At 73.1% G+C, this 26,349-nt stretch carries 21 protein-coding genes; 4 read left to right on the forward strand and 17 right to left on the reverse strand.

Going from position 1 to position 26,349, the window contains the following annotated elements:
- The first annotated feature begins 134 nt into the window (after positions 1-134).
- Entirely contained in the window at positions 135-3,974 is a 3,840-nt protein-coding gene (locus ACFZBU_RS08810; protein WP_391582775.1) for an AAA family ATPase, read from the forward strand.
- A gap of 114 nt (positions 3,975-4,088) precedes the next feature.
- On the opposite strand, the gene ACFZBU_RS08815 is transcribed toward ACFZBU_RS08810, so the two are convergent.
- From ACFZBU_RS08815 to rimP, 9 genes are all read right to left on the reverse strand, one after another.
- The gene (locus tag ACFZBU_RS08815) at positions 4,089-5,039 is read right to left on the reverse strand and encodes a bifunctional riboflavin kinase/FAD synthetase (RefSeq protein WP_391582776.1); all 951 of its coding nucleotides are present in this window, start codon (positions 5,037-5,039) and stop codon (positions 4,089-4,091) included.
- Positions 5,040-5,146: 107 nt separating this feature from the next.
- A complete protein-coding gene (gene truB, locus ACFZBU_RS08820; RefSeq protein WP_391582777.1) occupies positions 5,147-6,040 on the reverse strand; it encodes a tRNA pseudouridine(55) synthase TruB in 894 nt (297 codons plus the stop codon).
- Complete coding sequence (locus tag ACFZBU_RS08825) at positions 6,037-7,164, reverse strand: bifunctional oligoribonuclease/PAP phosphatase NrnA (RefSeq protein ID WP_391582778.1); 1,128 nt, start codon at positions 7,162-7,164, stop codon at positions 6,037-6,039. The genes truB and ACFZBU_RS08825 overlap by 4 nt, the downstream gene beginning before the upstream one ends.
- The gene (gene rbfA, locus ACFZBU_RS08830) at positions 7,161-7,655 is read right to left on the reverse strand and encodes a 30S ribosome-binding factor RbfA (RefSeq protein WP_391582779.1); all 495 of its coding nucleotides are present in this window, start codon (positions 7,653-7,655) and stop codon (positions 7,161-7,163) included. The genes ACFZBU_RS08825 and rbfA overlap by 4 nt, the downstream gene beginning before the upstream one ends.
- Before the next feature lie 134 nt (positions 7,656-7,789).
- Complete coding sequence (locus ACFZBU_RS08835; RefSeq protein ID WP_391582780.1) at positions 7,790-8,083, reverse strand: DUF503 domain-containing protein; 294 nt, start codon at positions 8,081-8,083, stop codon at positions 7,790-7,792.
- Between the two features lie 201 nt (positions 8,084-8,284).
- Positions 8,285-11,473, reverse strand: coding sequence for a translation initiation factor IF-2 (gene infB, locus ACFZBU_RS08840; protein ID WP_391582781.1), 3,189 nt, complete (start codon positions 11,471-11,473; stop codon positions 8,285-8,287).
- A 98-nt stretch (positions 11,474-11,571) separates the two neighbouring features.
- Complete coding sequence (locus ACFZBU_RS08845; RefSeq protein ID WP_079026705.1) at positions 11,572-11,940, reverse strand: YlxR family protein; 369 nt, start codon at positions 11,938-11,940, stop codon at positions 11,572-11,574.
- A gap of 8 nt (positions 11,941-11,948) precedes the next feature.
- Positions 11,949-12,971 carry a transcription termination factor NusA gene (nusA, locus tag ACFZBU_RS08850; RefSeq protein ID WP_391582782.1) on the reverse strand — a complete coding sequence of 341 codons (1,023 nt, stop codon included), beginning with the start codon at positions 12,969-12,971 and terminating at the stop codon, positions 11,949-11,951.
- 3 nt (positions 12,972-12,974) lie between these two features.
- Positions 12,975-13,535, reverse strand: coding sequence for a ribosome maturation factor RimP (gene rimP / locus ACFZBU_RS08855; RefSeq protein WP_391582783.1), 561 nt, complete (start codon positions 13,533-13,535; stop codon positions 12,975-12,977).
- A 221-nt stretch (positions 13,536-13,756) separates the two neighbouring features.
- On the opposite strand from rimP, the gene ACFZBU_RS08860 reads away from it, so the two are divergent.
- Genes ACFZBU_RS08860 through ACFZBU_RS08870 form a run of 3 tightly spaced genes read left to right on the forward strand, consistent with a single transcriptional unit; the run spans position 13,757 to position 15,626 of the window.
- Positions 13,757-14,230, forward strand: a complete 474-nt coding sequence (locus tag ACFZBU_RS08860; RefSeq protein WP_391582784.1) for a hypothetical protein — start codon at positions 13,757-13,759, stop codon at positions 14,228-14,230.
- A complete protein-coding gene (locus tag ACFZBU_RS08865; RefSeq protein ID WP_391582785.1) occupies positions 14,227-14,712 on the forward strand; it encodes a ferritin-like domain-containing protein in 486 nt (161 codons plus the stop codon). The genes ACFZBU_RS08860 and ACFZBU_RS08865 overlap by 4 nt, the downstream gene beginning before the upstream one ends.
- The gene (locus tag ACFZBU_RS08870) at positions 14,709-15,626 is read left to right on the forward strand and encodes an aminoglycoside phosphotransferase family protein (protein WP_391582786.1); all 918 of its coding nucleotides are present in this window, start codon (positions 14,709-14,711) and stop codon (positions 15,624-15,626) included. Before ACFZBU_RS08865 ends, ACFZBU_RS08870 begins: the two co-directional genes overlap by 4 nt.
- Positions 15,627-15,653: 27 nt before the next feature.
- Here the strand turns inward: ACFZBU_RS08870 and ACFZBU_RS08875 are convergent, their stop codons facing one another.
- The 8 genes from ACFZBU_RS08875 to ACFZBU_RS08910 form a co-directional block, all read right to left on the reverse strand.
- Complete coding sequence (locus ACFZBU_RS08875) at positions 15,654-16,181, reverse strand: GNAT family N-acetyltransferase (protein WP_391582787.1); 528 nt, start codon at positions 16,179-16,181, stop codon at positions 15,654-15,656.
- A gap of 58 nt (positions 16,182-16,239) precedes the next feature.
- Positions 16,240-17,097 (reverse strand): GNAT family N-acetyltransferase, encoded by an 858-nt coding sequence (locus ACFZBU_RS08880; protein ID WP_391582788.1) that lies wholly within the window; start codon positions 17,095-17,097, stop codon positions 16,240-16,242.
- A 125-nt stretch (positions 17,098-17,222) separates the two neighbouring features.
- Positions 17,223-18,716 carry an alpha/beta hydrolase gene (locus tag ACFZBU_RS08885; protein WP_391582789.1) on the reverse strand — a complete coding sequence of 498 codons (1,494 nt, stop codon included), beginning with the start codon at positions 18,714-18,716 and terminating at the stop codon, positions 17,223-17,225.
- Complete coding sequence (locus ACFZBU_RS08890) at positions 18,713-20,164, reverse strand: alpha/beta hydrolase (protein ID WP_391582790.1); 1,452 nt, start codon at positions 20,162-20,164, stop codon at positions 18,713-18,715. The genes ACFZBU_RS08885 and ACFZBU_RS08890 overlap by 4 nt, the downstream gene beginning before the upstream one ends.
- 233 nt (positions 20,165-20,397) lie before the next feature.
- On the reverse strand, positions 20,398-21,555 hold the full coding sequence (gene ispG / locus ACFZBU_RS08895) for a flavodoxin-dependent (E)-4-hydroxy-3-methylbut-2-enyl-diphosphate synthase (RefSeq protein ID WP_391582791.1): 1,158 nt from the start codon (positions 21,553-21,555) through the stop codon (positions 20,398-20,400).
- Positions 21,556-21,713: 158 nt separating this feature from the next.
- Positions 21,714-23,006: a M50 family metallopeptidase gene (locus ACFZBU_RS08900; RefSeq protein ID WP_391583073.1), complete on the reverse strand. Its 1,293-nt coding sequence runs from the start codon at positions 23,004-23,006 to the stop codon at positions 21,714-21,716.
- A gap of 8 nt (positions 23,007-23,014) precedes the next feature.
- The gene (dxr, locus tag ACFZBU_RS08905) at positions 23,015-24,277 is read right to left on the reverse strand and encodes a 1-deoxy-D-xylulose-5-phosphate reductoisomerase (RefSeq protein WP_391582792.1); all 1,263 of its coding nucleotides are present in this window, start codon (positions 24,275-24,277) and stop codon (positions 23,015-23,017) included.
- 128 nt (positions 24,278-24,405) lie between these two features.
- Positions 24,406-26,331, reverse strand: coding sequence for an acyl-CoA dehydrogenase family protein (locus ACFZBU_RS08910; RefSeq protein WP_391582793.1), 1,926 nt, complete (start codon positions 26,329-26,331; stop codon positions 24,406-24,408).
- Positions 26,332-26,349 lie beyond the last annotated feature (18 nt).

The following is a 26,349-nucleotide window of genomic DNA, read 5'->3' on the forward strand; positions in this document are numbered from 1 at the left end:
GGTGCCGACACCGCTGACTACGCTGTGAGGCTCGTGTAGGGGGCAGCCTCGACCCTGGGGTCGGGGTACGGCGGACGGCGCGGCGCCGTGTGATCCGAGCCGAGCCGCCTCCGGACGATCGGAAGGACCACACCGTGAGCAGCGAGCAGGACGGCGCACACATCGAGCCGGGGGTCGACGAGGAAGAGGAGTGGTCGGGACCCGACTTCACCATGCCCTCGTGGTACACGCACCAGGACGGCGGCGCACCTGCGCCACCACCGTCCGGAGTCGGTGCGCCCGCGCCCCCTCGGCAGGTGCCGGAGGCGCCCCGGTACGGCAGCGACGACGCGACGCTGGTGCCGCCCGCGCGAACGCCCGACCCGCACGCACCGCTGCCGTACGGGACCGGCCCCGGCCCGGACGCGCCGACCGGCGCCGCCCCGGGTGGGTACGGATCCGGCGCGGGCACGCCCGCATCGGTGTCCCCGCCGCCGCGCCCGGCGGATGCGCCCGGCTACGGCGGCGCCCCGGCGGCCGAGCCGCCCGCCGGTCCGGGCGCGCCCCATGGCGTCGATCACGCCGCGTCGCACCGGGCCGACCCGCAGCCTCCGTACGGCGCCGGCGCCCCCGGGCAACCGAGCACCCCGCCCGCCGACGAACCGCGCGGATTCGGCGCGCCCGCGGGCGACGCGACCACCGTCGTGCCGCCGGGGTACACCGCGCCCGAGCCCCCGGCCCCGCTCCCCTACGGCGCGCCCTCGGCCGAGCAACCCCCCACCGGGCCGCCGACCACGCCGGGCCCGACGTACACCCCCGGCGACCCGACCATGGTCATGCCGCTGTCCGTCGACCAGGGCCGACCCACCGACGGCCCGACCGCTCCGCCGCCCTTCACCCCCGGCGAGCCGACCGTGGTCGTGCCGCCGTCCGTCGACCAGGGCCGATCCGCCGCCGATCCGCGCGAGGTCGGTGCCGACGCACCCACCGCGCCGACCGCGGAGTCGGACCACCGGGGCCCGGACCGGGCCGAGCAGGCCGATCAGGCTCCGCCCGCCTCCCGGCCGGAGGACGCCGCGCCCGCCGAGCAGCCGCCGGCCGCTCCCGTACCGCCGAGCGACGCCGGCCCGGCGCTCGACCCCGAGCCGGCCGAGCCCACCGAGCCTGCCGGAGCCACCGATCCCGGCGACCCCGTCGATTCCGCCGAGCCCGACTCCACCGAGCCCGATCCGGCCGACCGGCCGGCCGACCCGGTGCCCACGCCCGAGCGGGTGGACCGGGCGCACACGGACGCGCCGTTCGATCCGAGCGACGTGCCCACCACACCCGCCGGCGGCACGCCGATCCCCGACCTGTCCCCCGCCGGACCGGCCGCCGAGACGCCGCGTACGGAGCCCGCCGAGGCGTCCGCCGGCCCCGCGCCGCAGCACGCTCCCGAGCCGCCGCGGTACGACAACCACTCGCCGTACCCGCCGGCCGCCGACGCGCAGCCGACGCCCGAGCCGTACGACCCGGCCCAGCGCCCGACCGGCGACCCGGCCGGCCCGTTCGCCCCGCAGCCCGAGAGCCACACCGCCGAGCCGCAGCCGGCCGCCCGGGCCGCGTCGGCCGGTGCCCCGCAACCGCCCACCGACGGCCCGCAGCCGCCGCCCGCCGGCGGCTATCCGCCCTACGGGCAGCAGCCCGCCCCACCGCAGGGCGGCCCGGCGCCGTACCCGCCGCAGCAGCAGGGCGGCACGCCCTCCGGCCCGGGGCAGCAGCAGTACCCGGGCCCGGCCCAGGGCGTTCCGCTGCCCGACCCGGCGACCCGGCTGATGGCGCCGATCACCGACGACATGGCCCCGCCGCCGGGCATCCCGCAGCAGGCTCCACCGCCCGGCGCCGGGCACCCCTCGGCGCCGACCGGTGCCCCGCCGCGTCCGACGACCCCGCCGCAGGGCTCACCCATGCCGCCTCCGGGCTGGTCCGGCACGGCCCCCGGTCACGGCGAGGCGTGGGGCACCGGTGCCCCGCCGCCGACCGGACAACCACTGCCACCGCCCGCCGGCGAGCCGGTCGCGCCCCCGCACCACCAGCAGCCGCAGCCGCAGCCGCAGCCGCAGCAGCGCGACGAACGCTCCTGGATGCGGCGCGCCTTCGGCGGCAACAACGAACCGGCCGGCCCGCCGGAGCAGCACGGCGGGCAGCCGCCGTACGCCCAGGCCCCCGGCCCGTACCAGCAGGCCCCGGACCCATACCGGCAGGGCACCCCGCCGCACGGCGCCCCCGGCCCCCAGGCCCCCGCGCCCTACCCGCAGCCCGACCCCAACCAGGCGCAGCATCCCTACGCCCAGGCCGCGCCCGCCGACGGCCGCCCGGGTCAGGTGCCGTACGGCCGGCCCGGCCCGCAGGGCCAGGAACCGCCGTACGGCCAGGGCGCCCCCTACGGACAGCCCGACGCCGGCCGTCCGCCGTACGCCCAGGGCACCCCGCCGCAGGGCGCACCGGCCCCGCAGCACAACCCGTACGGCCAACCGCCCGCCGGCCCCGAGCCGCAGTCGCCGTACCCGGGCACGCCCCCGCACGGCGCCCCCGGACCGCACGCGCAGCCGGCCCCGCACCAGCAGACCCCGCCACACCAGGCCGCGCAGCACCAGCCCGGGCAGCCCGCACCGGCGGACCGCGGCCCCGAGCCGCCCAACCCGTACGACCGCGCGCCCGACGCCGCACAGCCCTACCCGCCGGGCGCCCCCGCGCAGGGCGGCCCACCACCGCAGTCCTGGTCCCCCGACGGCGGCGGCACCCCCGCCCGGACCGTCGGCGGCGCGCCGCTCGGCTACACGGCGGCTGTCGAACTGACCAGCGACCGACTGCTGCGCAAGCAACCGCAACCGCGCCGGCAGACCCCGCGCTTCCGGCTCGGCGGCAAGTCCGCCGACGCCCGCCGGGCCGAACGCCTGGAGCGGATCCGCACGCCCGTCCTGGGCTGCTACCGGATCGCGGTGATCAGCCTCAAGGGCGGCGTCGGCAAGACCACGACCACCACCGCGCTCGGCTCGACCCTGGCCACCGAGCGGCAGGACCGGGTGATCGCGATCGACGCCAACCCGGACGCCGGCACGCTCGGCCGCCGGGTCCGCCGGGAGACCGGCGCGACCATCCGCGACCTGGTCAACTCGATGGCCCACGTGCACAGTTACATGGACATCCGGCGGTTCACGTCGCAGTCCTCCAGCGGCCTGGAGATCCTGGCCAACGACGTGGACCCGGCGGTGTCGACGACGTTCAACGACGAGGACTACCGCTCGGTGATCGACCTGCTGGGCAAGCAGTATCCGATCATCCTGACCGACTCGGGCACCGGCCTGCTCTACAGCGCGATGCGCGGTGTGCTCGACCTGGCCCACCAGTTGATCGTGATCAGCACGCCCAGCGTGGACGGCGCGACCAGCGCGAGCACCACGCTCGACTGGCTGGTCGCGCACGGCTACGCCGATCTGGTCGCGAACAGCATCACGGTGATCTCGGGCGTCCGGGAGACCGGCAAGATGGTCAAGACCGAGGACATCGTGGCCCACTTCGAGACCCGCTGCCGCGCGGTCGTGGTCGTTCCGTTCGACGAACACCTGTCGGCGGGCGCGGAGTTGGACCTGGACATGATGCGGCCCAAGACCCGCGAGGCCTACTTCGAGCTGGCCGCGCTGGTCGCCGAGGACTTCCACCGCACCCAGCCGCCGGCCGATCAGCAGCAGTGGCAGCCGCAATACCAGCAACCACAGCAGCAACAGCCCTACTACGGTCAGCCGCAACAGGCGCAGCCGTACCCGCAACAGCAGCCGTATCCCCAGCAACAACAGCAACCGCAACCGCAGCAGCAGCAGCACCCCCACCAACAGCCGCACCCACAGCAGCCGCAGCACCCGCACCAGCCGCAACCGCAACCGCAGCCGCAGCCGCAGCAGCCGTACTACCAGCAACCCCCGCCCGGCGACTGGCAACCACCGCGTCAGGGCTGACATGACGAAGGGCCGCCCCGGAAAGCACTCCGGGGCGGCCCTCGGCACATCCGTCGCGAAGCGACGGTTCGGGCGACAGCGAGGCGACGCCGCGAACGGTGCGGCGGCGCCGGTTCAGCCCGTCGGGCCCGGGTCCGCCGCGTCGATCAGCTCACGCGCGCGCTTGACGTCGCGCGCCATGTGTTCCAGCAGGTCGTCGATCGAGTCGAAGCGCTCGGTCCCGCGCAGGTACTCCAGGAAGTCCACCGCGACGTGCATCCCGTACAGGTCGAGGTCGGTCCGGTCCAGCGCGTACGCCTCGACCCGCCGCTCGGTGCCGTCGAAGGTCGGGTTGGTGCCGATCGAGATCGCCGCGGGCAGCCGCTCGCCCTCGATCACCAGCCAGCCCGCGTACACCCCGTCGGCCGGGATCGCCGTGTACGGGAGCACCTCCAGGTTGGCCGTCGGGTAGCCGAGCTCGCGCCCGCGCTGGTCGCCGCGCACCACCACGCCCTCGACCCGATGCGGCCGACCGAGCAACTCGGCCGCACCAGCGACGTCGCCCTCGGCGACCCGGGCCCGCACCACGGTGGAGGAGAAGGTCACCTCGCCCGAGACGAACAGCTCCGGCTCGACGACGGTGAAGTCGTTCGCCACGCCCAACTCCTCCAAGAGCGCGACGTTGCCCGTCGCCTTGTGGCCGAATCGGAAATTGCGCCCCTCGACCGCCACGGCCGCGTGCAGCGTGTCCACCAGGACCTGCCGTACGAAGTCGGCCGCGCTCTGCCGAGAGAATTCGAGCGTGAACGGGAGCACCAGCACCGCGTCCACTCCCAGGTCCGCCATCAGCTGCGCGCGCCGGTGGTGCGGCGTGAGCAGCGGCGGGTGGCTTCCCGGGCGGACCACTTCGCTGGGGTGCGGGTCGAACGTGACCACGACCACCGGCAGTCCGCGCTCGCGACCGATCTCGACCGCCCGGCCGATCGTCCGCTGGTGCCCGCGATGCACACCGTCATAGGACCCGATCGTGACGACGGAGCGTCCCCAATCGCTGGGGACGTCCTCCAAGCCCCGCCAACGCTGCACCGTAACCGCTCCTCGTTCTTCGTGACGTGTCGCGGGTCCAGCTTCCCATGCAGGCGCCGTCCCTCGGTCCCGCCCCCGCCGTGGCAACCATCACCCCGAGCGCGGCCTCAGCCCACGAACACCGCGAGCGGTCGGGCCACGCCCTCCCGGTTCTCCACCAGCGCGAGGAAGGTGCCGTCGGGGCCGAACACACCCACCGGCCCCTCGCTCTCGTCGGCCGGCAGCCGGCCGCCGTGCGAGACGGCGCGCGCCTGGTCCTCGGTGACCTCCCGGCGCGGAAAGGCCGCCGTGGCCGCCTCGGCGATCGGCAGCACGCCGAACGACTCCTCCAGCTCCTCCAGCGTGTGCGCCCGGTCCAGCGCATACGGCCCCACCCGGGTGCGGCGCAGCGCGGTCAGATGACCGCCGACCCCGAGCCCGGCGCCCAGGTCGCGGGCCAGCGCCCGGATGTAGGTGCCGGACGAGCAGGTCACCCGCACGTCCAGGTCGACCGTGACGCCCTCGCGCCGGGTGGCGAGCACCTCGAACGCGGACACGGTGATCGGGCGGGCGGCGAGTTCGAACTCCTCGCCGTCGCGCACCCGCGAGTACGAGCGCTTGCCGTCGATCTTGATCGCCGACACCTTGGAGGGCACCTGCAGGATCGGGCCGGTCAGCTCGGCTATGCCCGCCGCGATCGAGGCGTCGTCCACGTGCGCGGCCGGGGTGGTCGCGGTGACCTCGCCCTCGGCGTCGTCGGTGACCGTGCTCTGGCCGAGCCGGATGGTCCCGACGTACTCCTTCTCGGTGAGCGCGAGGTGGCCGAGCAGGCGGGTGGCCTTCTCGATGCCGATCACCAGGACACCGGTGGCCATCGGGTCCAGCGTGCCCGCGTGCCCCACCCGGCGGGTGCCGGCGATGCGGCGCAGGCGGCCCACCACGTCGTGCGAGGTGAGCCCGGCCGGCTTGTCCACGATCACCAGGCCGTCGGGTGGCGGGGGTCCTGCGTTGCGGCGCTTCACGCGTCGTCTCCCGGGGTTGCGTGCGCCGGAGCGACCGGCAGTAGTGCGTCGGCCAGGAGGTCCCGGAATCGGGCCACCACCTCGGCCGGTGGGTCGTATGCGGTGAATCCGGCGGCGAACGCGTGCCCGCCGCCGCCGAAGGCTCCGCAGACGCGTCCGAGGTCCACCGCTCCCTTGGAGCGGGCGGACGCGCGCAGCGCACCGTCGTCGTCCTCCTTGAGCACCAACGCGACCTCGGCCTCGCCGCTCTTGCGGACCACGTCGATCACGCCTTCGATCTCGTCCAGGCGGACCCCGTGCGCGGCCCGTTCGGCGCGGGTGATCACGGTGGACACCAGGCCCAGACCGCCCGCCGCGCCCGCGTCCAGCTCGGCCCCCGCGAGGGCGCCGGCGAGCACCTTGAGGTAGCCGAACCGGCAGGTGTCCCAGATCGCCCGCTGGATCAGGTCGTGCCGTATCCCGGTGGCCATCAGTCGGGCCGCGAAGGTGTGCGTGTCGGGGGTGGTCCCCACGTACTTGAACGAACCGGTGTCGGTGACCAGGCCGGTGTACAGCGCGGTGGCGATGTCGGCGGTCAGCGTCGCGCCGAGCCGGGTGATCAACTCGTCGGCGAGCACCGCGGTCGCGGGTGCCTGGATGTCGATCAGGTGATGCGTGCCGAAGCGTGTGTTGGAGGCGTGGTGGTCGACCACCAGCAGGGTGCCCGCCGCCTTGGCCTTGGCCTCCAGCAGGCCCAGCCGGGCCGAGCCCGCCGCGTCGAAGACGGCGACCAGCTCCGGCTCCTCGGGCACCTCGGTATGCGGCACGAGCAGGTCCTGGCCGGGCAGGAACTCCAGCGAGGACGGCACCACGAGGGGGTCGTCACCGTAGGAGACCCGGACGGGGCGGCCCAGCTCGCGCAGCGCCAGCCCGACGGCGAGCGCCGAACCGAGCGCGTCGCCGTCGGGGCTGACGTGTGCCAGCAGGGTGATGTCGCGAGCCGTCAGGAGCAGGCGTACCGCCTCGTCCCATTCGGCCGCACCCGGCGCGGTCGGCGGCGCCGTCCTCGCGCCGAAGTCGTCGGTCCGCGGCCTCGCTCCCGCGGTCGGGCCGGGCTCCCGGTCCGCCGCCACGCCTGGTGTCAAGGTCGGTCGCCCTCCTGTGTATCCGCCTTGGTCTCCGCCTCCGACTCGTCGTCGGAGTCCTCGGAGTCGTCCACGGCCGGGGTCCGATAGGGATCCGCGTCACCGGCATAGCCGGCGCCCGCGGCGGTTGAGCGTACCGCCGCATCGGCCTGCTGTGCCCGGGCGAGGAGATCGTCGATGAGTTTGGCGTTGTCCGGAAGGGCGTCGGCGATGAACGTCAGCGACGGCGTGTGTCGTACGCCGGTCTGGCGGCCCACCTCACTGCGGAGCACGCCCTTGGCGCTCTCCAGTGCGGCGGCGGTCGCCGCACGCTCGGTCTCGTCGCCGTAGACCGTGTAGAACACGGTCGCCTCACGGAGGTCACCGGTCACTCGTGCGGCGGTGATCGTCACGAACCCCAGACGCGGGTCCTTGATCCGGCGCTCCAAGGTCTCCGCGACCACAACCTGGATACGGTCCGCGAGTTTGCGCGCCCGCGCGGTGTCGGCCACTGATCCTCCTGCGATTGCTCGGCATTTCGGCGGGATCCCCCGCGCCCGGGATCACCGGACGCGGGGGCCGCTCTCGTTGCTTGTTCTCTTCGGCTGCTCGTCCGACCGCGCGTTCGACGGCGGTCGGACGATGGTCAGTCGTCCTCTCCGTACACCCTGCGGCGTGCGGAGAGCAGTTCCAACTCGGGCCGGCCGGCGACCAGCCGCTCACAGCTGTCCAACACCTCGGCACATCGTTCGACGCTCGCGGAGACCACCGCGATGCCGATCACGCTGCGCCGATGCAAATCCTGATGCTCCACCTCGGCGGCGGCAACGGCATTCTTGCGCTGAAGGTCCGCCAGTATGGGGCGGATCAGAGATCGTTTTTCCTTCAACGAGTGCACATCGCCGAACAGCAGATCGAGGCTGATGGTTCCCACAAACATAGGCGACGGGCCTGGCCGGCCCGGGAGGCCTCGGGTCGGGGCCGCTGGGGCCACCGACGAAAGAACCGGGCTCACACGTCGCGGCCCGGGGTGTCACTGGTCACGCTGGTCTGCTCGTACTGCGACACGCCGGATCCGCCCGGTGCGTACCGGGCGGATCCGTCGTGTCGATCAGCGGTTCGATCGGTTCGACCTACCGGGTCAGCCTCGCGGCTTCTCCCGCATCTCGAACGTCTCGATGATGTCCTCGACCTTGATGTCGTTGAACGAACCGAGGTTGATACCGCACTCGAAGCCCTCGCGGACCTCGGTGACATCGTCCTTCTCGCGGCGCAGGCCCTCGACGTTGAGGTTGTCGGCGACGACCGCCCCCTGCCGGATGATCCGCGCCTTGGTGTTGCGCTTGATCGTCCCGCCGGTGACCATGCAGCCCGCGATGTTGCCGAGCTTGGAGGAGCGGAACACCGCGCGGATCTGCGCCGTGCCCAGCTGGACCTCTTCGTACTCGGGCTTGAGCATGCCCTTGAGCGCTGCTTCGATCTCCTCGATGGCCTGGTAGATCACCGAGTAGAAGCGAATGTCGACGCCCTCGCGGTCCGCCATCGTCCGCGCCCGGCCCTCCGGCCGGACGTTGAAGCCGATGATGATCGCGTCCGAGGCCATCGCCAGGTTGACGTTGGACTCGGTGATCGCACCGACACCCCGGTCGATGATCCGCAGCTCGACCTCGTCGCCGACATCCAGGTTGAGCAGCGCGTCTTCCAACGCCTCCACCGAACCGGAGCCGTCACCCTTGAGGATGAGGTTGAGCTGCTGCATCTCGCCGGCCTTGAGGGCCTTGTCCAGGTCCTCGAGCGAGACGCGCTTGGAGCGACGGGCCAGGGTCGCGTTGCGCTCCCGGGCCGCCCGCTTCTCGGCGATCTGACGCGCGGTGCGCTCTTCCTCGACCACGAGGAAGTTGTCACCGGCACCCGGCACCGAGGTCAGACCCAGCACCATGACCGGACGGGACGGCGCAGCCTCGGTGAGGTTGTTGCCGTTCTCGTCGATCATCGCGCGGACCCGGCCGTACGCCTCGCCGACCACGATCGCGTCGCCGATGCGCAGCGTGCCGCGCTGGACCAGGACGGTCGCGACGGGGCCGCGGCCCTTGTCGAGGTGACCCTCGATCGCGATGCCCTGGGCTTCCTGGTGCGGGTTGGCGGTGAGCTCCAGAGCCGCGTCCGCGGTCAGCACGACCGCTTCCAGCAGCTCGTCGATGCCCAGGCCCTGCTTCGCCGAGATGTCGACGAACATCGTGTCGCCGCCGTACTCCTCGGCCACGAGCCCGTATTCGGTGAGCTGGCCACGAACCTTGGTCGGGTCCGCGCCTTCCTTGTCGATCTTGTTGACCGCGACGACGATCGGCACGCCGGCCGCCTGCGCGTGGTTGAGCGCCTCGATCGTCTGCGGCTTCACGCCGTCGTCCGCCGCGACCACGAGGATCGCGATGTCCGTCGACTTGGCACCGCGGGCACGCATGGCGGTGAACGCCTCGTGACCGGGGGTGTCGATCAGGGTGATCTTGCGGTCGACCTCGTTGACCGTGGTCGCGACCTGGTAGGCACCGATGTGCTGGGTGATGCCACCGGCCTCGCCCGCGATCACGTTCGTCTTGCGGATCGCGTCGAGCAGGCGGGTCTTGCCGTGGTCGACGTGGCCCATGACGGTGACGACCGGCGGACGCGCCTCCAGGTCTTCCTCGTCGCCCTCGTCCTCGCCCCATTCGAGGTCGAAGGACTCGAGCAGCTCGCGGTCCTCCTCCTCCGGGGAGACGATCTGGATCACGAAGTCGAGCTCGGCCCCGAGGGTCTGCAGCTCGTCGTCGCTCACCGACTGCGTCGCGGTCAGCATCGAGCCCAGGTTGAACATGATCTGGACGAGTGCTGCCGGGTTCGCGTTGATCTTCTCCGCGAAGTCGGTGAGCGAGGCACCGCGCGACATCCGGACGACTCGCCCGTTGCCGCGAGGAGCCATCACGCCACCGGCGGACGGAGCCTGCATGTTGTCGAACTCTTGACGACGCTGACGCTTCGACTTGCGCGCGCGGCCCGGACGCCCACCGGGACGACCGAACGCACCCTGCGTGCCGCCACGGCCACCGGGGCCGCCACGACCGCCGCCGCCGGGACGACCGGCGAAGCCGCCGCCGCCACCGGGACGACCCGGAGCGCCGCCGCCGCCACCGGGACGGGGACCGCCGAAGCCGCCACCGCCGCCGCCGGGACGACCGCCACCGCCACCGGCACCGGGACCGCCGGGACGACCGCCGCCGCCGCCGGGACCGCCGGGACGACCGGGCGCACCACCGGGACGACCGGGACCACCCGGGCCACGAGCGGGCGCCGGACGGTTGGGCATCATGCCCGGGTTGGGACGCGGGCCACCGGGGCCTGCGCTACCACCGGGACGCGGACCCGCGGGGCCACCCGAGCCACCCGGACGCGGGCCACCGGCCGCAGGACCCTGCGGACGCGGCGGCATGCCACCGGGAGTGGGCCGACCGGCGCCGCCCGCGGCCTGCGGCCGCGGCATGCCGGTGCTGCCCGAGGTGAACGGGTTGTTGCCCGGACGCGGGCCGGCGGGGCGGGTGCCACCCGGACGGGGTGCACCACCCTGACCGGGACCCGACGGACGCGCGCCACCGGCGGACGGAGCGCCACCGGTACGCGGACCGGAGGGACGCTCGCCACGCTCGGGACGATCGCCGCGCTCGGGACGGCCACCGGGGCCGCCCTGACCGGCACCGGCCGGACGCGGGCCCGGACGGTTGCCCGCACCGGGACCCGAGGAGGCCGCCGCCGGACGGTCCGAACGCGGACCGCGCTCGGCCGGACCGCGGTCGCTCTGGCCACGCTCGGCCGGACCACGATCGGCGGGACGCGCTGCCGGGCGCGGGCCCGGAGCCGGCGCGCCGGCCGGACGCGAACCCGACTGGGCCGCGGGACGCTCCGCCTGACGCGGGGCGGCCGGAGCCGCCTCGGCGGCCGGTACGGCCGGCACCACGGGCGGAGCGGTGCTGCCCTGGGGGGCCGGGCGCGGCGCCGGGCGCGGGCCCGGAGTCGGCGCACCCGCCGGGCGCGGGCCCGGAGCGGGGGCAGGACGCGCCGCGGCGCCCTGCGGGGAACTGGGGGTGGCGCCCTGCGGCGCGCCCGAGGGGGCGGGACGCTGGGGCCGGCGGGAGGGCCCGCCTTCCGTCTTGAGTGCTTCCGTCAGTTTGCGAACAACCGGCGCCTCGATCGTCGAGGACGCCGAACGAACGAACTCACCGAGTTCTTGGAGCTTGGCCATGACGACCTTGCTCTCGACTCCGAACTCCTTGGCGAGTTCGTATACCCGGACCTTTGCCACGTCGCTCCTTCTGGTCCGGGGTTGGTCGTCCGCCGGACCGTCACTACCGCATGTCTGTACTCATCGCGTACTCATCGAGTGCTCATCGCAATCTCGACCTACTTCCGACTCGCGAGGTACTGCTTCGCTGGACCTGTCCGACCGACCTCTGACAACCCATCACCGCTCAAATAAGCACGCAGTGGTGCCGAGTCCAGCGGCCCCGGCACGCGCAAAGCCCGAACGAACGCCTTGCGACGCTCCGCCTGGGCCAGGCACTCCGGATCGGGGTGCAGATGCGCGCCCCGTCCGAGCATTCGGCCGCGGGGGTCGGGGACACAACTGCCCTCCACCGCCACGACCCGCAATAGGTCGGCCTTGGCCGCACGCTGCCGACAACCTACGCACGTTCGGCACGGAGAGGCAGTGATTTCCTGCTTCTCCGACCTCGTACGAGGGCATGCTCGGGCACGCCTGCGACCAGACATGTTCAAGTCTACCGCTCCTCACCGCGACCTGGTTCGGCCGACCGTCCCCGGTCGTCCGATTCACCGGTCTCGGTGTCCGGCCGGATGTCGATGCGCCATCCGGTCAATCGCGCGGCAAGTCGGGCATTCTGTCCCTCCTTGCCGATCGCCAGCGAGAGCTGGTAGTCGGGCACGGTCACCCGGGCGGAACGCGCGGCGAGGTCCACGACCTCGACCTTGCTCACCCGCGCCGGGGACAGCGCATTGGCCACCATCCGGGCGGGGTCGTCCGACCAGTCGACGATGTCGATCTTCTCGCCGTTCAACTCGGCCATGACGGCACGCACGCGTGCCCCCATCGGCCCGATGCACGCGCCCTTGGGGTTGAGCCCGGCCCGCGTGGAGTAGACGGCGATCTTGGAGCGGTGGCCGGCCTCGCGGGCGATCGCGGCGATCTCGACGCTGCCGTCGGCGATCTCCGGGACCTCCAGCGCGAACAGCTTCCGCACCAGGTTGGGGTGGGTGCGCGAGAGCGTGATGGACGGCCCCTTGGGCCCACGCCGCACCTGTACGACATAGCAACGCAGGCGCATGCCGTGCGCGTACCGCTCGCCCGGTACCTGCTCCTGGGGCGGCAGGATCGCCTCGATGCGACCCAGGTCCACCAGGACGTTGCGGTTGTCCTTGCCCTGCTGGACCACGCCCGCGACGATCTCGCCCTCACGGCCGGCGAACTCGCCGAACGTGATCTCCTCCTCGGCGTCGCGCAGCCGCTGCAGGATCACCTGCTTGGCGGTGGTCGCCGCGATCCGGCCGAAGTCGTCCGGGGTGTCGTCGAACTCTCGAACGCGCTGCCCGGCCTCGTCGGTCTCGGTCGCCCACACGGTGACGTGACCGGTGGAGCGGTCCAGCTCCACCCGCGCCTTGGGCAGGCTGCCCTCGGTGCGGTGGTATGCGATCAACAGGGCCGATTCGATGGCCTCGACCAGGAGGTCGAACTTGATCTCTTTTTCGCGCTCAAGCCCGCGCAGGGCGCTCATGTCGATGTCCACGTCCTACGCCTCCTCGTCCATGGTGTCGTCGTTGTCGGGGTCGATGTCCTCGACCTCGGTGTCCTCGGTGTCCTCGTCGTCCTCGGCGGTGGCCGCCGGGTCCGCGTTCCTGCGGTTGAACTCGACCTGCACGACCGCCCTGGCCACCTCGTCGTACGCCAGCCGGCGCGGCTTTCCCTCGACGTCCAGCTCCACGCCCTCGGCGTCGCTCGCGCCGATCCGGCCGGTCACGGTGCCGCCGTCGTGCAGCTGGACCTGGACCAGCCGATCCGCCGCGCGGCGCCAGTGGCGCTCCAGCGTCAGCGGGCGGTCCACGCCCGGGGTGGTGACTTCCAACTGATAGGGCAGGCTGCCCAGTACGTCGCTCGGGTCGAGCACGTCGGAGACGGCCCGACTGACCTCGGCCACCTTGTCCAGGTCGACGCCGTCGTCGGCGGCCACCATCACGCGCAACACGCGGCGCTTGCCGGCGGGGGTGAGGGAGAGATCCTCCAGATCCACGCCCACCGTCGATACCACTGGCTCCAGCAACTCCCGCAGCCGGTCCAACGTGGTGGTGCTCATCCGGGTGACTCCTCGGCTGCGTGTGCTGTTGTCTCAGGTGCGTCGACCGCCGGGGCGGGTCGTGGAAGGACAACAGTATCCGGTCCGGAGCCCATCTCGCGCACGTCCGCCCGGCGTACGCCCGATGTCCGCAGAGGTTCGCACGCCCGCACATGCGGTAGCGTCCGACACGGCCAGGGGCCGGCAACGGACATCACGGACGAGGGTCAGGAGCGGGACGCATGCGCGACGCGGGGCCGACGCGACGGGCCGTCCTCGGCACCGTGGCCGCGGCGACGATCGCCGCCACGATCGCCGGTTGCGACGACGGCGGCGGGGGCTCGGACCAGGGGCGGCGCAAAGCGGACGACGCGGCGCGGCAGCGGGCCCACGCGGCGACCGGGGCGCTGCTCGCGCGCTACGACGCGGTCGCCGCCCGACACGCCCCGCTGGCCGAACGCATCCGGCCGCTGTCGGTGGAGCTGCGCCAACACCTGACCGCCTTCGCCGGGGGCGCGTCGCACTCCGCGCCGCCCGCCGGCAGCGCGCCGGAGGACCTCGCCGCCGCGAGCGCCGGGCTCGCCGACGGGGCGCAGCAGGCCTCCGACGAGCGGCTGACCGGACTGGACGCGGTCTCCCCCGAACTCGCCCGCACGCTGGCCGCCACCGCCGCGTGCCTGGCGGGTCACGCCCAACTGCTTCGGAGCGCATCGTGAGCACGCCGCGGCCGACCCCGTCCGGGTCCGCCACCCCCGAGGTCGAGGCACTGCGCGACGCGCTGGACGCGGAGCACGCGGCCGTCTACGGCTACGGCGTGGCCGGCGGCCGATTGACCGGTGCCGCGCGCACCCAGGCCCGCACCGCGCTGGACACGCACCGGGCCCGCCGGGACACGATCGCGCGGCTGATCGCCGACCGGGGCGCGGCGGCGCAGCCGGCGGCGCCCGCGTACACGATCCCGTTCGCGGTGGCCACGCCCGCCGACGCGACCCGGCTGGCGGTCTACCTGGAGGACGGAGTCGCGCTGCATCTGGGCGAGTTGGTGGCCGCGGCCGGGACGCCGTTGCGCGCCGAGGCGGCGGGCTGGTTGCGCGAGAGCGCGGTGTGGGCGGTGCGCTGGCGGGGCGCGAGCACCGCGTTCCCGGGGCTGCCCGCGCCCGCCGACCCGGCGGCGCCGACGACCGGGAGCCGCACGTGAGCGATCGGGTCGAGGTCCCGGAGCGCTTGACCCGAACCGCTCTGCGGTGGTGCGGCGAGGAGGTGGCCCGCCCGTGGCTGGCGGGGCTGCCGGACGCGGTCGCCGAGTACGCGCGGCGCTGGGAGCTGACCGTGGAACGGGCCGTCATTCCCGGCGGCGCACTCAGCCTGACCCTCCTGGTCCGGCGCCCGGACGGCACGCCGGCCACCCTCAAGCTCGGCCTGATCGACCGCTACACCGCGCACGAGGCGAGCGCGCTCGCGCTGTGGAACGGCGTCGGGGCGGTTCGCCTGCTCGACGCGGATCCCGAGCACGGCGCGCTGTTGCTGGAGCGGCTCCAGCCGGACGTGTCGCTGCGTTCGTTGGCCGAGGACCGGGCGATGCTGGAGGCCGCCGAGGTGGTCCGCAGATTGTGGGTGAGCCCGCCCGCGGACTGCGCGATCGAGCCGGTCGCCGATCGGGCCGAACACTGGGGCGAATCGATCCCGCGCCGGTACGCGGACCTGGCCGGCCCGTGTCCCGCGGCGCTGGTCGAGGAGGCGGTGACGCTGTGCCGCGAGCTGGCCGCGTCGCAGCCCGAGGTGGTGGTCCTGCACACCGACCTCCACCACGGCAACGTGCTGGCCGCCGAGCGGGCGAAGTGGCTGGCCATCGACCCGCGGCCGATGCTCGGCGAACGGGCCTTCGATCTGGGTGCGCTGGTGCGGGACCGGATGGCCACGGTGGTCGCCGAGCCGCGCCCGCAGGCGCTGGTCCGGCGGCGGGTGACCTGGCTGGCGAACGCCTTGGACCTGGACGCCGAGCGGGTGCGCGGTTGGGCGCTGGTGCAGGCGCTGGCGCTGGGCCTGTGGTGCATGTCGGTCGAGGATCCGGTGGGCGAGGACCTGCTGTCCGTCGCGGAGTGGCTGTCCTGATCCGCGACCCCCGGCTGGGGCGGCGGGTCACGTGAACGGCAGGATCGCGCCCATCACCGCGTAGGGGCGGGCATTGCCCGGGAACAGCACCGGGCGGGCCAGGTCCCGAAAGCCCAGGCCGTGGTACAGCCGGCGGGCCGGCGTCGGTTCGTCGATCGCGGACAGCAGGATGTGCGAGCGGTCCTGGCCCCGGCACAGCAGCGTGATCAGGGTGCGTCCGATGCCGTGCCCCTGCCAGCGCGGCAGCACGTGCAGTTCGCCGACCACGAACGACTCGTCCAGCCAGGCCCGGTGTCCGGCCCGGGCCAGGTGCGGTTCGATCACCAGGCTCCACCACTGATCGGTGAGGTTGGGATAGCCGTAACCGAATCCCACCAGTCGACCGGCGGCGTCGAACGCGCCCAGGGAGCGCACTCCGGCGAAGGTCGCATGCCGCCGCATTATCCGCTGCCGCACCGCGATCTCGTCGTCGGCCAGACCGAACGCGCCGGCCTGGACGTCGACCGCCTCGTCCGCGTACTCGGCGAGATCGACGACCCGGCACGTCCACTCCATCAGCACACGCACTCCCTGGGGTCGGATCGTCGCCGCTGTCCGGACAGCACGGACCGGATCAGAACAGCACGCTCATGAAGGCCCCGGTCTCGGCGAAGCCGACCCGCCGGTAGGCCGCGCGCGCGGGGCCGTTGTAGCTGTTCACGTACAGGCTGGCGATCGGGGCCACCTCGCCGAGCGCGTGGCGCAGTACGGCCGCCATGCCGATCTCGGACAGGCCCTCGCCGCGCCGCTCGGGGGCCACCCACACGCCCTGGATCTGGCACGCGTGCCGGGTGACCGCGCCGATCTCCGCCTTGAACACCACCTTGCCGTCCTCGATCCGGGCGAACGCCCGCCCGCCCGCGATGAGTTCGGCCACCCGGGCGCGGTAGAGGGTACCGCCGTCGCCGATCAGCGGCGAGACGCCGACCTCCTCGGTGAACATCGCCACGCACGCGGGCATCACCAGATCCAACTCGTCCGGACGCACCCGGCGCACCAGCGGATCCGGGGCCACCTCGCGGGACGGTTCCTCGGCGACCATGAGCGGCTGCACCGGCCGGACCTCGCGGGCCGGGCCCCACACGGGTTCGAGCAGGCGCCACAGGCCGGCGGCCGCCTCGGCCGGGCCGACGATCGACGAGCAGCGCCGGCCCTGGCGGCGGGCCCGCTCGGCGAACGAGCGTATGGCGTCCGGTCCGGCCTCGACCGGGACCAGGTTCGCGCCCGCGTAGCACAGCGACGTCAGCCGCCCGCCCTCGTAGTAGCCCCACAGTTCGCCGCCGAGTCGCCACGGGTCGACGCCGGCGAGTCGGACCCGGGACGCGACGAAGACGTTCGTGACGGGGTCACGGTCGAGCAGCGCCTGGACGGCGGACAGGTCGGTCCCGTCCAGGACCTTGGTGGAAACCGAGCTCAGCACGTGCCTCACCATGCCATCAGGCGGACCTTGGGGAAATGCCAGTCTTGCGGCACCACCCTATGCAGGTCCGGGCCGCCTGTGCCGCCCGGGAGGCGGCGGGATCGGCGGCCGGGGCCGGCGGGCCCCCGGCGGGCGGGTCAGCGGTGCGGGTGCACGACCGCCGATCGGCGCGGATCGGGGTCGGTCTGAGCCGGTTCGGTGCACTCGACGTCGGTCGCGGGCAGGGCGCCGTCGACCAGGTAGGCGGTGCCCCGGTCGTCGACGCACGGACCGTCGACGAGGTAGTGCCCGTGGTTGCCGTTGCCGCGCACGGTGAGCAGCCGCGACGAGGGCAGCGCCGCGTGCATGCGCAGAGCCCCGTCGTAGGGCGTCGCCGGGTCGCCGACGGATTGCACGAGCAGCACACCGGGCAGGCCGGCGCCGTCGATCCGGGTCGGCGGCGCGGTGTTGCTCTGGAGGTACAGGCACGCGCCGGGGGAGGCGATGGCGGCGCCCAGCGCGCCGTGCCGGGCCCGGAGCACGGCCATGTCGCGCTCGAACACCGACTCGTCGGCCGGCGCGGGCGCGTCCGCGCAGGTGACCGTCTGCATGACCGACTCGAAGTTGACCTCGTCCGGGGTCGCCGGTTTGCGCCCGGCGATCAGTGCGGCCGGATCGCCCGACGCGTAGTCCGCGAGCGGACCGGACATGCTCGCCCAGTCCCGGTCGGTGTACAGCTTGCCGAGCGTGTACTGGTCGAGTTCGACGCCGCCGAACACGCCGCCCGCCGGGTGTGCGGCGAGTTCGCCGCGCAGCCGGTCCCAGGTCGCCAGCACGGCCGTGCCGGTGTCGCCCAGGTGGAAGCGGTCCGCTCGGGCGGCGGTCCACGCGGCCCAGTCGTGCCGGCGCGCGTCGAACCCTCGGGCCTGCAGGAAACCGGTTCCGTACCAGACCTCGGTGGGGTCGACCAGGCTGTCGAGCAGCATCCGGTACACCCGGTTCGGGAAGAGCTGCCCGTAGACCGCACCCAGGTAGCTGCCGTAGGAGTAGCCCAGGATCGAGAGCCGTTCGGCGCCGAACGCGGCCCGGACCAGGTCGAGGTCGCGGGCGATGTCCCGGGTGGTCAGGTGCGGCAGCAGCTCGCCGGCGGACCTGCGGCAACCGTCGGCGAACGCGCGGGTCGCGGCCAGGTGCGCCGCCCGGCTGCCGGGCATCGCCGGGTCGGGCCTGGGCGCGCGTCCGAAGGTCTCCGGGTCGGTGCACTCCACGCGCGTACTGGTGCCGCGCCCGCGCAGGTCGAAGCCGATCAGGTCGTAGGCCCGGCGCAGCCGCTCGGGCAGGCCGCCGGCGAGCGCCGCCATCGAGCCGACGGCGGCGGCGCCCGGACCGCCGAAGTTGACCGCCAGGATGCCCCGGTACTCCGCCTTCGTCCCGGTGGCCGCGACCTTCGAGACGCCGACCCGGATCCGCGGGCCGGCCGGGCGCGCGTGGTCCAGCGGCGCGCCGATGGTGCCGCAGCGCTCCCCCGTCGCGGTGCCCGGCGGGCAGTCGCCCCACACGATCGGCTCGGTGTCCGCCCGGGCCGGACCGGCGGCGGTGAGCACGGCGGCGGTCAACGCGCCCGCCAGCAGGACGCGGACGGGGCGGGTCACGATGCCTCACAGGTGGTGTCGCGGCCCGGCGGGAGCGTGCCGTCGGTCAGATAGGCCGAGGCCGCCCGCAGGACGCACGGATCGGGCTGGAACGCGAGGATCCCGTGGTCGCCCTCGTCGAGCACGGTGATCAGGTGCGAGGAGGGCAGCGCCCGGTGCAGCGCGCTCGCCCCGGCGAGTGGGGTGGCCGGATCGCGGGTGCCCTGGACGAGCAACACCGGCGGCAGGTCGTGCCCGTCGATCGTCGGCGGCGTGCGGGCGGGCACCGGCCAGAACGCACAGGGTGCGTTCAGCCACGTGTTGGACCAGGTCACCAGGGGCGCGGTCAGGTCCACGGCGCGGGCGTCACGGTCCCACACCGACCAGTCGCGCGGCCACGGGCCGTCGTGGCATTCGACCGCGGTGTAGATCGCGGTGCCGTTGGCGTCCTGCGCGGTGGGCGGGGCGTACAGCGCGGCCAGCGGCGCCGGATCGCCCCGGTCGTGGGCGCGCAGCGCCTTGGCGAACTCCGGCCAGGCCTGCGAGTTGTACAGGACCCGGGTGGCGATGTCGCGCAGTTCGGCGGGGCCCACGGTGCCGCCCGCGGGCTCGGCCCGGACGACGGCGAGGGTGCGGGCGAGCACGTCGTCCAGGTCGGCGCCCTCGGCCGCGACGAGGTCGCGCCAGCGGTCCTGGAAGGCGACGTCCTGACGCAGGTTGGATCCGTACCAGACCTGGTCCGGGCGGGGGTCGACGACGCTGTCCAGGATCATCCGGTCGACCCGCTCGGGGAACAGGTGTCCGTAGACCGCGCCGAGGTAGGTGCCGTAGGACCAGCCGATGAAGGAGATCCGGGGTTCGCCGAGCGCGGCGCGGAGCAGGTCGAGGTCGCGCGCGTTCTCCAGGGTGCCCAGGTGCGGCAACAGGTCGCCGGCCCGCTCGGCGCAGCCGCGCGCGTAGCTGCGGGCGCGCTCGATCAGCCGCTGCTCGTCCTGCGGTGTGGCGGGCACCGGGTCCGGCTTCGGGGCCCGGTCGAAGCTCGGGTCGACGCAGGAGATCGGGTCGCTGTGGTGGTTGCCGCGCGGGTCGACGCCGACGATGTCGTAGCTCTGCCGCACCCGTTCCGGCAGCGCGTGCCGCACCAGGTCGGCCAGCCACATGCCGCCGCCGCCCGGGCCGCCGGGGTTGACCACGATCATGCCGCGCCGGGGCCGGCCGCCCGTAGCCCGTGCGAGCGAGACGCCCAGCGTGGTGGTGGGCCCGTCGGCGCGCGCGTGGTCGACCGGCACGGCCAGCGTTCCGCAGCGCACTCCGGGTGCGGCGACGTCGGCCGGGCAGCCGCCCCAGGCGATGCCCGGCGCCGACCGGGCGGCCGGCCGATCGCCGGGGGCGGGCCCGCTTGCGGGCACCGCCGCGGTGCCCATGATCATGCCGGCGACGGCCAGTCCGGTCGCGATGATGCGTCCCACGCACGACGCCCCTCCCCCGGGGGCGACGCCCCGATCATGTGTCTCGATGATCGGGGGCGATTACCGGGGGTAGGGGCGCATCAACGATATGTCACTCGGGTGGGCGAGTGGATTGATCCGGTCGGGCGGCGGTCCGGGCGCGTCGGCGGGGACCACGCGGGGTGGTCGGCCGAGTCGGCCCGGAGTCAGTGGGCGGAGAGCGGGCCGGATCGAGCAGGCCTCGGGGGCTCGGCTCAGGCGATGTCGACGATCGGGTCGCCGCTGATCACGCCGTCCGCCTGCATCTGCTCGGCGAGCTTGAGCGCTTCGTCGATCAGGGTCTCCACGATCTTCGACTCGGGCACGGTCTTGATCACCTCGCCCTTGACGAAGATCTGGCCCTTGCCGTTGCCGGACGCCACGCCCAGGTCCGCCTCGCGGGCCTCGCCGGGGCCGTTGACGACGCAGCCCATCACGGCCACCCGCAGCGGCACCTTGAGCCCGTCCAGGCCCGCGGTGACCTCCTCGGCGAGCTTGTACACGTCGACCTGGGCGCGGCCACAGGACGGGCAGGAGACGATCTCCAGGCCGCGCTGCCGCAGCCCCAGCGACTCCAGGATCTGGTTGCCGACCTTGATCTCCTCGACCGGCGGAGCGGAGAGCGAGACCCGGATGGTGTCGCCGATGCCCTGCGCGAGCAGCGCGCCGAACGCGACCGAGGACTTGATCGTGCCCTGGAACGCGGGGCCGGCCTCGGTGACACCCAGGTGCAGCGGGTAGTCGCAGCGCTCGGCGAGCAGCCGGTAGGCCTCGATCATCACGACCGGGTCGTTGTGCTTGACCGAGATCTTGATGTCCCGGAAGTCGTGCTCCTCGAACAGCGAGCACTCCCACAGCGCGGATTCGACCAGCGCCTCCGGGGTGGCCTTGCCGTGCTTGGCCAGCAGCCGCTTGTCCAGCGACCCGGCGTTGACGCCGATCCGGATCGGGGTGCCGGCGGCGGACGCGGCCTTGGCGATCTCGGCGATCTTGTCGTCGAACTGCTTGATGTTGCCCGGGTTCACCCGCACTGCGGCGCAGCCGGCGTCGATCGCGGCGAACACGTACTTCGGCTGGAAGTGGATGTCCGCGATCACCGGGATCTGCGACTTGCGGGCGATCGCGGGCAGCGCGTCTGCGTCGTCCTGCGAGGGCACCGCGACCCGGACGATCTGGCAGCCGGAGGCGGTCAGCTCGGCGATCTGCTGAAGCGTGGCATTGACGTCGGAGGTCAGGGTGGTCGTCATGGACTGCACCGACACCGGGGCGTCTCCGCCGACGGCCACGTTGCCGACCATGATCTGCCGTGACTTGCGGCGCGGCGTGAGGGGCCGGGCAGGTACGGACGGCATTCCGAGCTGGATCGCGGTCATCTTCGCTTTAGTCCCGTGGGTTCGGCGGGGTGGGTCGACTCAACGCTACGCCACCGCACACCGGTGCGGACGCGCCCGTACCCCCGTGCCGACCCAGCTGTTGCCTGATCGACACAAGCGGGCCGGCGTGGGGGGTCGCACGAGACGGGTGTATCGCGCTAGGTCAGCTTGACCGGGTTGATCACGTCGGCGATCAACACCAAAACGGTGAAGGCGATGAAGATCGACGCCACCACGTAGGCCACCGGCATCAGCTTGGCCACGTCGAACGGACCCGGGTCGGGCTTCCTGCGCAGGCTCGCGATCCCCCGGCGCAGCGACTCCCACCACGCGCCGACCACGTGTCCGCCGTCCAGCGGGAGCAGCGGCAGCATGTTGAACAGGAACAGCGACAGGTTGAAGCCCGCGATGATGAAAACCATCAGGCCCACCCGCTGGGACGCCGGCACGTCGAGCGCGGCGACCTCGCCGCCGACCCGAGCCGCGCCGACCACACCCACCGGCGAGTCCTGGTCGCGCTCGTCGCCCTGGAAGGCCGCGCCCCACAGCGCGGGCACCTTCTGCGGGATGCGCAGCATGCTGTGGAAGGCGTTGTCGACCATGTCCGTCATGTAGGTGACCGACTGCGACGCGCTCTGCCGCTGGATGCCGCTTGCCGGGCTGAAGCCGAGGAAGCCGGTGTTCTCCAGGAACTGGCCGGGGATCGGCACGCCGTGGCCGTCCAGCTTGGCCACCTTGTTGCGGGCGATGGTCGGGGTGAGGGTGAGCTGCTGCCCCTTGCGCTCGACCACGATGGTGGCCTGGCCCTCGGTCTTGCGGATCAGATCGCGCAGCTTGTCGTAGTCGTGGATCCTCGTGCCGTTGTAGCTGAGGATCTTGTCGCCCGCGCGCAGTCCGGCGGCCTTGCCCGGTGCGTCGACGGCGCCGGGCGGGCACTTGTCGGTCTTGGCGTCGGCACTGACCACACACTCGGAGACGGTGCTCACGGTGGTACTGGGCTGGTTGATGCCGAAGCCCATCAGGAACACCGCGAACAGCGCGATGGCCAGGATCAGGTTCATGAACGGCCCGGCCAGCATGATGATCGTCCGCTGCCAGGGCTTGCGCTGGTAGAACAGCCGGTTCTCGTCGCCCGGGCCGACCTCCTCGTAGGAGGCCTCCCGCGCGTCCTCGATCATGCTGCGCCAGGGCGAGGTGCTGCGTGCCTGGATCCGACCGCTCGCGTCCGGCGGAAACATCCCGATCAGTCGGCAGTAGCCGCCGGCGGGTACGGCCTTGATGCCGTACTCGGTCTCGCCGATCTTCTTCGACCACAACGTCCTGCCGAAGCCGACCATGTACTGCGGCACCCGCACACCGAACATCTTGCCGGTGATCAGGTGGCCCGCCTCGTGCCAGGCGATGGAGAACAGCAGGCCCACGACAAAGACGACGATGCCGAGGATCGTCATGAACAGGGTCAACGGGGTTCTCCTCCGTGGGCGATGATCTCGCGTGCCCGTCGGCGCGCCCAGTCCTCCGCGTCGAGGACGTCCTCCAGCGTCAGCCGGTTGCCGTCCCCACGTACATCATGCTCGCTCACGACGGCGGCGACCGTGTCGGTGATGCCGTTGAACTTCAGGTGTCCCGCGATGAACGCGTCCACACACTCCTCGTTGGCCGCGTTGAACACGGCCGGCGCGGTGCCGCCGGCGCGCCCCGCGGCGCACGCCAGCTCGACCGCCGGGAACGCCTCGTGGTCGAGCGGGAAGAACTCCCACGTGGCCGCCTTGGTCCAGTCGCAGCCCGCCGCGACGTCCGGCACCCGGTCCGGCCAGGACAGGCCGAGCGCGATCGGCAGCCGCATGTCCGGCGGCGATGCCTGCGCCAGGGTCGAGCCGTCCACGAACTCGACCATCGAGTGCACGATCGACTGCGGGTGCACGACGACGTCGATCCGGTCGAACGGGATGTCGTAGAGCAGGTGCGCCTCGATCACTTCGAGCCCCTTGTTGACCAGGGTCGCCGAGTTGATCGTGATCACCGGGCCCATGTCCCAGGTGGGGTGGGCCGCGGCCTGCTCGGGCGTGACGTCGACCAGGTCGGCGCGGCTGCGACCGCGGAACGGGCCGCCGCTGGCGGTCACCACGAGCCGCTTGACCTGGTCGGCACGACCACCGCGCAGGGCCTGGATCAGCGCCGAGTGCTCGGAGTCGACCGGGACGATCTGGCCGGGCTTGGCGATCGCCTTGACCAGCGGGCCGCCGACGATCAGCGACTCCTTGTTGGCCAGCGCGAGAGTGCGACCCGCGGTCAGCGCGGCGAGGGTGGGGGCCAGGCCGATCGAACCGGTGATCCCGTTCAGGACCACGTCGCACGGGTGCGCGGCGAGCTCGGTGGCGGCGGTGGGGCCGGCCAGGATGCGCGGCAGCTTGTACTGCCCCTTGGCGTAGCCGCGGCGCTGCGCCTCGGCGTAGAAGGCCAGCTGCAGGTCCTGCGCGGCGGACGCCTTGGCCACCGCGACCACCTCGACCTCCAGTTCGAGCGCCTGTCGGGCCAGCTCGTCCACCCGGCCGCCGCCGGCGGACAGGCCGACGATCCGGAACAGCTCGGGGTGGGCGCGAACCACGTCGACGGTCTGGGTCCCGATCGACCCGGTGGAGCCGAGCAGGACGATGTCCCGCCGGGTGGTCGACTGGTCGGGGGCGGCGAAGGGCGCGTACGGATCGGCCAGGGAGTCCATCCGACCATTGTGGCCCGCGCCGGCCCGGCGCCGAGCGCAGGTCGGCCGATTGCCCGCGCGGGCCGGCCGCGAACGGGTGCGGGTCGGCGCATGCGGCCGGCGGGAGGCTCCCGCCGGCCGCGTGCGGATCAGCCGACGGGTCGGTGCACGTTGTCGACCCTGGTGGGGCCGGGCGTCGCGTCGGCGATCCAGGGGCCCTCGGTGGACGGGTCCAGCACACCCTCCTCCAGCCACAGATGCCGGCCCGCGAGCACGCCCTCGACCGCCTTGACGTCCAACGCGTCGGTGTTGGTCCACAACCGGCCGAACAACTCGTCCACCCGGATCTGCGCCTGCCGGCAGAACAGGTCGGCGAGTTCGTAGGCGGCCCGGCCCTGTTCGAGGTCGCGCCGGCGCAACATGTCGGCTCGCACGCACACCGCGCTCATCGCGAACAGTTCGGCGCCGATGTCCACGATCCGGCCGAGGAAGCCCTGCTTGCGCTCCATCGCGCCCTGCCAGCGGGCCATGCCGTAGAAGGTGGAACGGGCCAGCCGACGTGAGGAACGCTCGACGAAGCGCAGGTGCGCGGCCAGGCTCGGCGCGCCGACCGGGGCGAACTCGCGGTAGGAGGTGGGCACCTGGCCCTTGCCGGTGACCAGCTTGGGCAGCCACTTGGCGTAGAAGACGCCCGCGTCGGCGGCGGCCTTGCCCTTGGCCTTCAGGTCCGCCTCGGGGTCGATGATGTCGCCGGCCACGGCCAGGTGCGCGTCCACCGCCTCGCGCGCGATCAGCAGGTGCATGATCTCGGTCGAGCCCTCGAAGATCCGGTTGATCCGCATGTCCCGCAACATCTGCTCGGCGGGGACGCCGCGTTCGCCGCGGGCGCGCAACGAGGCGGCCGTCTCGTAGCCGCGACCACCTCGGATCTGTACGAGTTCGTCGCTGACCGTCCAGCCCACCTCGGACGCGTACAGCTTCGCCAGTGCCGCCTCGATCCGGATGTCGCGGCGGCCCTCGTCGGCCATCCGGGCGGTCAGCTCCAGCACCGCCTCCAGCGCGAAGGCACTGGCCGCGATGTAGGCGATCTTGCCCGCGACCGCCTCGTGGCCGGCGATCGGCCGGCCCCACTGCTCGCGCTCGCCCGCCCATTCGCGGGCCACCTTGAGCGACCACTTGGCGGCACCGGCGCACATCGCGGGCAGCGAGAGTCGGCCGGTGTTGAGGGTGGTCAGCGCGATCTTCAGGCCCGCGCCCTCGGCGCCGATCCGATTCGCGGCGGGCACCCGGACGTTGTGGAAGCGGGTCACCCCGTTCTCGATACCGCGCAGGCCCATGAAGGAGTTGCGGTTCTCCACGGTGATGCCGGGGCTGTCCGCGTCCACCACGAACGCGGTGATGCCGCCGCGCCGGCCCTCCGCCTTGGGCACCCGGGCCATCACCACGAGCAGTCCGGCGACCACACCGTTGGTGGTCCACAACTTCACGCCGTCCAGGACGTACGCCTCGCCGTCCTCGGTGGGCACCGCGGAGGTGGCCAGTCGGGCCGGGTCCGAGCCGACGTCGGGCTCGGTGAGCAGGAACGCGCTGACCTCACGCACGCAGCGCGGCAGGAACTCGCGCTTCTGCGCGTCGGTGCCGAACATCTTGACCGGCTGCGGCACCCCGATCGACTGGTGCGCGGACAACAGCGCGCCGAGCGCGGCGTTGACCGAGCCGACCAGGACCAGCGCCTTGTTGTAGTAGAGCTGGCTCAGGCCCAGGCCGCCGTACTCGGGGTCGATCTTCATGCCCAGCGCGCCGATCTCGGCCAGGCCCTTGATCACCTCGTCCGGGATCCGCGCGTCGCGCTCGATCACCGTGGGGTCCACCCGGGTGGAGAGGAACTCGCGCAGCACCGCGAGGAATTCCTCCCCCCGACGGATCTCCTCCGGATCGGCCTCGGGATGCGGGTGGACGAGGTCGAGCCGAAAACGCCCGAGGAAGAGCTCCTTGGCGAAACTGGGCTTGTCCCAGTCCTGTTGCCGGGCTTCCTCGGCAACCTTGCGGGCTTCGCGTTCGCTGACAGGGGGCATGGCGGACTCCTCGCGGAC

Origin of the sequence: Embleya sp. NPDC008237 (genome assembly GCF_042956465.1) — a bacterium.
Taxonomy (GTDB): Bacteria; Actinomycetota; Actinomycetes; order Streptomycetales; family Streptomycetaceae; genus Embleya.

Coding starts and splice junctions, on each gene's coding strand:
- ACFZBU_RS08910 (WP_391582793.1), bottom strand. CDS start 26,331: ATGCCCCCTGTCAGCGAACGCGAAGCCCGCAAGGTTGCCGAGGAAGCC.
- ACFZBU_RS08880 (WP_391582788.1), bottom strand. CDS start 17,097: ATGGTGAGGCACGTGCTGAGCTCGGTTTCCACCAAGGTCCTGGACGGG.
- ACFZBU_RS08845 (WP_079026705.1), bottom strand. CDS start 11,940: ATGTCTGGTCGCAGGCGTGCCCGAGCATGCCCTCGTACGAGGTCGGAG.
- ispG (WP_391582791.1), bottom strand. CDS start 21,555: ATGACCGCGATCCAGCTCGGAATGCCGTCCGTACCTGCCCGGCCCCTC.
- ACFZBU_RS08875 (WP_391582787.1), bottom strand. CDS start 16,181: ATGGAGTGGACGTGCCGGGTCGTCGATCTCGCCGAGTACGCGGACGAG.
- dxr (WP_391582792.1), bottom strand. CDS start 24,277: ATGGACTCCCTGGCCGATCCGTACGCGCCCTTCGCCGCCCCCGACCAG.
- rimP (WP_391582783.1), bottom strand. CDS start 13,535: ATGAGCACCACCACGTTGGACCGGCTGCGGGAGTTGCTGGAGCCAGTG.
- ACFZBU_RS08835 (WP_391582780.1), bottom strand. CDS start 8,083: ATGTTTGTGGGAACCATCAGCCTCGATCTGCTGTTCGGCGATGTGCAC.
- ACFZBU_RS08900 (WP_391583073.1), bottom strand. CDS start 23,006: ATGACGATCCTCGGCATCGTCGTCTTTGTCGTGGGCCTGCTGTTCTCC.
- ACFZBU_RS08860 (WP_391582784.1), top strand. CDS start 13,757: ATGCGCGACGCGGGGCCGACGCGACGGGCCGTCCTCGGCACCGTGGCC.